The following is an 8,675-nucleotide window of genomic DNA, read 5'->3' on the forward strand; positions in this document are numbered from 1 at the left end:
TGTGCACTCATACTCAATTAAATGCTTAGTGAATAAAGAACTATAATTTAGTGAACAAAGCTTTCAGTAATATTTGGAATTTCGGTAATGCCAACGAGCAAGAAACTATTAGAAGTCATCAAGATACAGACCGAACTTACCAAGCTGGGATTAGACTTAGGTGCCGTAATGCAACACGCTGTAGAGCGAATTTTACCACTTGTGGGAGCAAATGGAGCGGTAATTGAACTTGCTGACGGTGATGAGATGGTTTATCGAGCCGCTTCTGGTATAGCATCTGATTATTTAGGCTTAAGACTGAAAGCCGCATCTAGTTTATCTGGCCTTTGTATTAATTCCAGCACCGCACTCGTTTGTGTTGATTCAGAAACTGACCATCGAGTTGATATAGAAGCGTGTCGAAAAATAGGCTTGCGCTCCATGCTGGTGCTACCTCTTAATCATCTTGGCGTAACTGTAGGAGTGCTGAAAGTTATCTCATTTGAGATTAATAAGTTTGGTGAAGAAGACATTTTTATACTTAACCTGTTAACAGAAACAATAGCATCAATGATGTTTTTGGCAGAACGGTATGATCGCAATGCTTTATTTATTAAAGCTACGAGAGATTGCTTGACGGGTTTAGCAAACAAAGCATTTTTTATGGATAGACTTAGAACCACTCTTTTGACAAGAAATGAATCAAGCCGCCCTTTGGCAATCGTTATTTGTGACTTGGATGGCCTAAAGTTAATTAATGATAATCATGGGCATAGAACTGGTGATGTAGCAATAAAGGAATTTGCCAGTTGCATACGCAGAGTTACGCGAGAGCTAGACACAGCGGCTAGAATAGGAGGTGATGAGTTTGGAATAATATCTCCTCTCAAGAGTCATGAAGAGGCGGAGGAGCTAGTTCAGCGACTGGAAAAGGAAGTGGCAAAGCCGTTGTTGCATGAAACGAAGACCATGCATTTAAAAGCGAGCATTGGATATGCAGTAGCGCCTCAAGATGGCAGCGAAATCGAAGAACTAATTGATCTAGCGGATAAGAGAATGTATTTGGTTAAGCGAGAGCGTTATAAAAAAGCAAAAATACAGCCAAGATAGTCGTCTTTTTCTTTAGTTTTATTGGCTGTTGAGCATGACTGAACCAATTCGAACTTTTGTAGTCGTTTCCTAACTCACTCTTGACCCATCATGTGTTCGCTACGGGGGAAAAGCTTTCGCCTACGGCGACGTCATAAAGCCTCAACGAGCAAAGCTTAGCTAAGTAAAAAGAAAGCTCCCCCTGCATTATCTATCCTGCACGGTTTGTTTCCAAGCGCCTGCGCAAACACTACGCTCAAACAGTGCTCGGCTTCATCGCCTTTCAACGGCACGGCTCGGCGATAATGAAGGGGTGAAAAAGCGTAATCTTGATTACCCAGAGTGAGAAACGTTTTTGCGACAACCCGTGTAGGATGTTCTGCGGCCTTACCAAACCATTGTTGCAGGACTTGTACGTGCTAACTAGGAACTACTTTATGCGGTGTCATCTCAATATTTGAGAGCACCTGTTGGTTAGCGACACTACAAACGTGAATGACATTCTTTGCCAAATCAACACCATAGACGGTAGTATTAGTCATTATTTGACTCCTAACTCAGTAACCTTCACCTGAAGCGTAGTAGGACACAGAGGGAGTCTAATTATCTGTTTTAAGCTTAAGTACACAACAACTGGTTCGCACCAGCTTACCGTTTTTGATTTTTTGAATTACAGGCTGTTGGTATGGTTTTTCTAATATTGAATTTCATTGGGGATGTATATGTTTAACAAGAAGGTTCGCTGGGGTATTGCTGGATTAGGTAAAATAGCCCAGCGTTTTGTAAAAGATTTGACGCAGCAAGTTGAAAACGGAGAGCTATACGCCGTCGCAGCAAGGGATCAGTTGCGAGCTGATATGTTTGCTGATGAATACGGTTGTCAAATAAGCCATGGTTCATATCTGGCACTAGCACAAGACCCAAATGTTGATGTTGTCTATATTGCAACAATTCATCCTTTTCACAAAAGTATGGTTGAACTTTTCTTAAAGCACGGAAAACACGTTTTGGTTGAAAAGCCTGCTTTTACTAACGTGGAAGATTGGGATGAAATGTCCTTGCTTGCTGAAGAAAATGGATTGCTTTTAGTTGAAGCAATGAAATCAATGGCTTTTCCTGCTTATCAAGCATTGCGACAGTTTATTCAAGAGAACAATGTGAAAATCGACTCAATTGAAGCTGCCTTTGGTAACTTGCATGAGTTCGATACCAAGGAGCAAATATTCAACCCTGATTTATGTGGTGGAGCAACTTTAGATGTTGGTGTGTATGCTCTATGGCTGTATGTTGATTTATGTCAACTCACTAAAAACACGGTAGTTAAACCCTCTGTAACACATATCAAAGACAATGCTAAATCTGAAGTTGATGAAAATGTTGAATTGGTTTTTGGTGGAGAGATTAATGGTAGAATTTGCGCCTCGATCACTCGTGATCTAAAACGCGAAGCTGTCATTAAGGGGCCGGATCTAGAAATAATTATCCATGAAAAATGGTGGAATCCAACAACCATCAATATTTCGTATAACGGCAAAAAGCATATAATTGCCTCACCTGTGAGAGGAGGTGGATTTGAATACGAGATTGAGCATGTATCCTCACTGATTCTTAATGAGCAATATCAATCTGATGTCATGCCTGCCGAGACTAGCCGAAAAGTCATTTCAATTATGGAATCTAGTTTAGTCGAAAATGGCTTTCAGCATTTAGTTCGTACAATAGAGAAAGGCAAGACAAATCCCGCCATAAATTGAATCGTGTTGGTTTATTTAGTGATTGAGGTTGCGTGCGGATACATTGTATTGCGTTGCTCACACTTAAGCTGGAGTTAATCCCAACTTAACCAAATAGTGCTTTTGTACTAACACGCTTTTGCCCCAAAATGTGTTAGTTACGGGGTAAAAGCTTTCGCCTACGGCGACGTCATTAAGCTTCAACGAGCAAAGCTTAGCTAAGTCAAAAGAAAGCTCGCCCTGCATTATCTATCCTGCACGGTTTGTTTCCAAGCGCCTGCGCAACTCGCTGCGCTCAAACAGTGCTCGGCTTCATCGCTTGTCAACGGCGTTGCTCGGCGATAATTAAGGGATTGAAAAGCGCAATCTTAACTAGCGAGGGTGTGAATGGGTTTTTGGCCCCTTCTGTGTTACAGCTCCCTCAAAACTATTCTTAACAAGTTGTTAGCATTCTCACGAAAACTTCGGAACTTATAAAGTGCTCATTAGTCTTAGTTCTGTCTGCTTTCGAGGTTTTTATGAAGATTTTTCAGTATCTTATTGTAGTGGTACTAGCATCGAGCTCTGGTTTTATTGTTCACGTTTTTACTGCTGAATGGCTTCAAGTCTGGGTTGCACAAATAATGTTGGGACATGAAGTAATTCCTTCTTGGGATGTGAAGTACATTGCGATGGTCACATCACTCGAATATGGCATTTCTGTGATCATTCTGTATTGGCTTATTAGAGACAAAATTATTCCATATGGTAAGTTCAAAGCTTTTTTGATTTTGAGTTTTCTACTTACCGCATTACATGGTGCATTAATCCGACAGCCATTGATGGACTTTATCGTAGGCAACCCCATAGGGGTCGTATTGTTACAGAATGCTTTTAAATGGTTAGTATGGTTTTTAATGTCATTTGTTGTGGTATATGGTTCCGAGCGCGTAGCAAAAAAATGCTAACAAGGCAGGCGTTCAAGAGGGATTCATGCCGCGTGGCATTTTGGGTATGCGGTGAGTTTTGTGGTGAAATTGGTCTGCGGAAAGCTGGTTTATGCGGCATTCCCCCCCCTTAACGCGGCGTTGAATGGAGGTCGAAATTGTCTTCTGTACCAAAAAATAAGGATGAGTTGGAGTTAGCCATAAACTCAATATTTCCAAAAATAATGGCTGACTATCGCTCAATTCCTGAAAGTAAAGCCCGCAAAATCGGCGTAGAGGGAAACGTTAAAGGTACATTCATTAGCGTTAGTGATACGGTCGCTTACTTGATTGGTTGGGGAAAACTCGTTTTAAAATGGCACCGTTTAAAATCTCAAAATCAGCATGTGGATTTTCCTGAAGCTGGCTATAAATGGAACCAACTTGGGTTGCTAGCCGAAAGTTTCCACGAAGAATATCGTGACTGGAAATACAGTGATCTGCTTGTTGAACTAGAGTTTACGATTAACGAGATACTTCTACTCATTTCAAGTTTAAGTGATCATGAGTTGTATGGTTTAGCGTGGTATGAGCAATGGACTCTAGGGCGCATGATTCAGTTTAATACATCATCACCTATGAAAAATATGCGTAAAAAAGTTAGGTGTTTCAATCGGGAATGCACATAACAAACGACTAAAACGGATTCTCAACGCTTGGTATTTTCAGTTCAAGCTTGGGGTTTGTGTTTAGAGTGCAGTGAGTTAGGTTAGGTGCTTAGCGTTGTTCACACCTTAATGCAGCGTTACTTACAGGAATTTTGGAGATCTATTAGTATGGATATAGATTTTTATAAAAAACAAAGTGCAATTTCTGACGTGAGTGAATTTAGTGAGGTCATCCGGCTGTTGCCAAATGATGTTCGCGAGTTATGCAAATTCGTACAAGGAAACCTGATCCACTCGTATTGGATTTCTCACTACGGTTGTGAAGTTCAAGACCATATCCGCTATTCTGAAATGCAAATACGCTATGCAAAAGATCTGCTAGATAAGTCGAAATCTAAATCAAAACGTCCAATTACAGAAGATAGCCAACCAATAAATAAAGTAGTTAGCATATGTAGAGACTTCTCATTGTTGCTTTGTGCCATCTTAAGAGAAAAAGGCATAGCAGCCCGAATTAGGTGTGGGTTTTCGAAGTATTTGAATCCAGGAAGATACGAAGACCACTGGATATGTGAATATTGGAGTGAATCTCAAGAGCGATGGATTATGGTCGATGCACAACTTGATGGTATTCACCGTAGCGTGCTTAACTATCAGTTTGATGAATGCGATGTTCCAAACACTGAATTCATCTATGCAGGTAATGCATGGCAGCTTTGTCGAAACAATGAAGCGGCACCGGAAAACTTTGGAATATTTGATTTAGATGGTTTTCCATTTATAAAAGGGAATTTAGTTAGGGATCTTTTTGCATTGTGCAAAGTGGAGTTAATGGCTTGGGATACGGGCTGGGGAATCTTAAATGATCCTCGCCAGCTTGTAATGAGTGAAAGTGAGTATCAGTTATTGGATCAACTCGCTGTTTTTAGTAGCAAATCTGATTACGCTAAAGCGCAGAGAGCCATTCAATCCATGGACGAGCTAAAGTTCCCTAAAGGTTGGGATATTACTCAGGCTCCGACAATTTCTGAACTGCTTTCTACTCAGGCTGAATTGTAAGTAATAAGCGTATGTTGCGTAATTCCCGCCAAAACTGGCATCGCGGCGGGCCTTGGACTCATTCCGCTGCGCTACATTCGCCGCAAATACAAACGTTACTACTGAGTATGCATAGCTTGGCTCTACCCAAAACATCACAGCTAAAATTGTTTTTCCCTATTATCAGCTAGGGCAAATGCTCATTCATATTTTATTAATGAGCGTTTACCCTTTAAAAAGTAATACTTGCCAAAAGGTAAGATTTCTCCCTATTAACTTATTTTAGTACAGCGTATTTCTCAGAACGTGGGAAATACGCCGAATTGCGGTGACTAAGTCCTCTGGGTCTGCATTGGTAAAATTGAGACGTATTGCAGATGGTGGCTTAGCTGATGCTGGATAAAATACGGGGCTTGGAACGACCGCAACGTTATTCGCCAATAATTCATCCGCTAATTTGTAGGTATCACACTCAGGGAGGGTAACCCAGACAAACATTCCGCCCTCTGTTGGAATGATTTTGCATTCATCGGGCAGATAGGCTTGTACTGCCTGAAAGATAGTGTCATAGCGAGCTCTATAAATAGCACGTATATTTTTCAGATGTTGAGGAAATTCAGCATGTTGTAATAAGCCAAGTATTATTGCTTGTACAGGCGTACTGGAGTGCAGATCTGCCCCTTGTTTAACTTTTAATAGAGGTTCTAAGTAACTCTGCTTTCCACTCACAGTTCCAAACCTCAGACCTGGAGATGCTATTTTAGATAGCGAACGTAACACAATAGAGTGGTCTGGACAAAAGTCAGAGACTAACTGAAGGGGCTCACCAGAAAAACGTAATTCCCGGTACGGAGCATCTTCAATAAGCACCACATTGTACTTTATACACAGTGTTGCTACTTGCTTGCGTTTCTCAAGTGACCAACATACGCCCGTTGGATTATGAAAATCCGGAACCGCATAAAATATCTTGGGAGATGTTGTTTTGAAACATAATTCTAATTCATTGATATTAGGTCCGGATTCATCCTGAGATACAGTAACCAAATTAGCCTGTGCTAAGCCAAAGACTTGCATTGCACCGAGATAACAAGGTGCTTCCATAGCGACGGTATCATTGGGGTTAACATATGCCCGGGCAATTAAATCAAGGCCTTGTTGAGAGCCAGTGCACGTCATCACGCGATGTGTTTCTGGTAGATTATATGTTTGTGTGAGGTGAACAATTAATGGCTCATACCCAACGGTTGCACCATATTGAAAGACATCAATCATCGTAGTTAGTGCTTCTATAGTGGGTTTCATTAAATGGATAGGGAATGTCTTTTCATCGGGTAATCCGCCTGCAAGAGAGATAACACTTTTATCACTGGCAGCAGCAAGGATTTCACGTATATAGGAAGATTGTATTTGTTGGACTGAGTAGGCCGTTTCCATATAAGACTCAAACTTTGTTGTGGTTGGTCTGAAAATAGTAATGACTATTGGCAAAGAAGGTCGGTCCATATATGCTCGCTAACATGTCCATTTATGCTATTTTCCTGCGCTATGAATAAGCTTCAACAATCAAGAATTAATGACGTGCTTTTCTATATCCATCAGGATATCAGTAGAGACTTGACGGCTCGTAAGCTTGCAAAGATTGCGTCTTATTCAGAGCAGCATTTTCATCGAACGTTTCAACGTGTAGTTGGTGAATCGGTAAATCAGTATATTCGCCGTATTCGTATGGAATATGCGGCTAACCAGTTTATGTTTGATCCGCAGGCCAAGGTTATTGATATCGTGAATAAGAGTGGCTTCAGTTCCGCTTCATCATTTAATCGAGCATTTAAAAGTGTATTCAATATGTCTCCAAAGGAATGGCGTAACCACGATTTACAGATATCGGATAAGCCATACTTGAAGGATAAAGAAATAGCCTTGGGATATGAGCGCGTAGCGAATCATGATTTGCCCATGCCTAAGATAATTGAAGTGCCAAGTCGTATGGCTGCTTATGTTCGCCACACGGGTTATAACCATTCTATTTCAAATGCCTGGCTATTATTAAAAGCATGGGCGATGACGGAAGATCGTGATTTTTCTGTTCAGTATGGATTACATCATTCGAATCCTGCATGGGTGGCGTTAGAGCAGTGTCGTTACGTGGCATGCATTGAGATAGATAGGCCGATTTCTGTTCGTGGAGTGGTCAATCAATTTGTCATCCCGGGTGGACTACATGCAGTATTTCCATTGAATGGGATTTATGGTGAGCTCTTACCGAAGTTGAGCTTAATATTAGAACAATGGCTACCTGAATCCGGCTTTAAACTGCGTGCAACTCCGGCATATGTCCACTACATGAAAAATCATTTTCTTAATCAAAACAAAGATTTTGAACTAGATTTCTATTTGCCTATAGGGTTTTTTTAATTACTTACACAAACTCTTTCTAGGCCAATTAACATAGCGATTGATTAACTTTTTCAGGAAATTTCAGTTTGCCCATATGAGCTGGCTATCTTAGGTGGGCGCACAATTGCCCCAAAGCGTGTTTGCATTTTTAGTTTAGGGGAGCTGTTAGTCTCGTTTTTATCATTTTGTTTTGTATCTAGTTGTTAGTAAGGTTTCGCCCTGACGGCGATGTACTAAGCTTTGCTTGGCTAAAGCTTAGTACACAAAAGAAAGGCCACCCTGCATCTTCTTAGATCCTGCGTTGCTCATTCTCCAGGGCGTTGAAGTAAACACTACGCTCAAACAGACTTCAACTTATCTCCCTTGTTCATTTACGCTACTCGGCGAAGATGAAGGGATTTAAAAGCGCAATCTTGACTGTCGAGGGGGGGAAGGTTTTTGCCTCAAAACGAGTTAGTAGCAACCCGCCGACTTTTCCTCTATCTATACTACTGGTTATTTATTCATTGGTAATGGAACTCAACAAAATGTACGACAAAGCGAGCCAAAAATTAGCCAAACTGTTCTCGCTTTGTTTTTGCCTATTTTTATAACTTTATGAATTTACGAGTTTTGTCGTGATGTCATTAAATTTACCGCGCCAAAATCTGGCGCGGTAAATCTATTCTCGCTTTGTCTTTTGTCAATAAGCGCTATGAAACTTCGATTTTTGCTGGTAAGTTATTGTCATTATTAAGTAATTTTACTTGGAATGAGTTTTACCTAGGTACAAATGGCTGGGGTTTAATGAGACGTCTGGGTAATACTCTGTTATACGCAAAAAGGAGATAACAATGCGTAAATTATTAATGGCAATGGGAACT

7 protein-coding genes are annotated in these 8,675 nt (G+C 40.7%); 6 read left to right on the top strand and 1 reads right to left on the bottom strand.

Translation table 11 applies throughout. The features are described from left to right. Nucleotides 1-87 precede the first annotated feature (87 nt). The 5 genes from ACQY6Q_RS05155 (at nucleotide 88) to ACQY6Q_RS05175 (ending at nucleotide 5,433) form a co-directional block, all read left to right on the top strand. Nucleotides 88-1,089: a diguanylate cyclase domain-containing protein gene (locus ACQY6Q_RS05155; protein ID WP_427978667.1), complete on the top strand. Its 1,002-nt coding sequence runs from the start codon at nucleotides 88-90 to the stop codon at nucleotides 1,087-1,089. Nucleotides 1,090-1,790: 701 nt separating this feature from the next. Then, nucleotides 1,791-2,822, top strand: a complete 1,032-nt coding sequence (locus ACQY6Q_RS05160; RefSeq protein ID WP_427978669.1) for a Gfo/Idh/MocA family protein — start codon at nucleotides 1,791-1,793, stop codon at nucleotides 2,820-2,822. A gap of 497 nt (nucleotides 2,823-3,319) precedes the next feature. Next, a complete protein-coding gene (locus ACQY6Q_RS05165) occupies nucleotides 3,320-3,748 on the top strand; it encodes a hypothetical protein (RefSeq protein WP_427978672.1) in 429 nt (142 codons plus the stop codon). 137 nt (nucleotides 3,749-3,885) lie between these two features. Further along, nucleotides 3,886-4,395 carry a ClbS/DfsB family four-helix bundle protein gene (locus ACQY6Q_RS05170; RefSeq protein ID WP_427978674.1) on the top strand — a complete coding sequence of 170 codons (510 nt, stop codon included), beginning with the start codon at nucleotides 3,886-3,888 and terminating at the stop codon, nucleotides 4,393-4,395. Nucleotides 4,396-4,542: 147 nt separating this feature from the next. Beyond that, on the top strand, nucleotides 4,543-5,433 hold the full coding sequence (locus tag ACQY6Q_RS05175) for a transglutaminase domain-containing protein (protein WP_427978676.1): 891 nt from the start codon (nucleotides 4,543-4,545) through the stop codon (nucleotides 5,431-5,433). Nucleotides 5,434-5,694: 261 nt separating this feature from the next. On the opposite strand, the gene ACQY6Q_RS05180 is transcribed toward ACQY6Q_RS05175, so the two are convergent. Next, nucleotides 5,695-6,918 carry a PLP-dependent aminotransferase family protein gene (locus tag ACQY6Q_RS05180; protein WP_427978679.1) on the bottom strand — a complete coding sequence of 408 codons (1,224 nt, stop codon included), beginning with the start codon at nucleotides 6,916-6,918 and terminating at the stop codon, nucleotides 5,695-5,697. Nucleotides 6,919-6,960: 42 nt separating this feature from the next. Here ACQY6Q_RS05180 and ACQY6Q_RS05185 point away from each other — a divergent pair, with 42 nt between their 5' ends. Further along, entirely contained in the window at nucleotides 6,961-7,830 is an 870-nt protein-coding gene (locus ACQY6Q_RS05185; protein WP_427978681.1) for an AraC family transcriptional regulator, read from the top strand. Nucleotides 7,831-8,675: the final 845 nt, after the last annotated feature.

Origin of the sequence: Agarivorans sp. (assembly GCF_050295395.1) — a bacterium.
Classification (GTDB): domain Bacteria; phylum Pseudomonadota; class Gammaproteobacteria; order Enterobacterales; family Celerinatantimonadaceae; genus Agarivorans.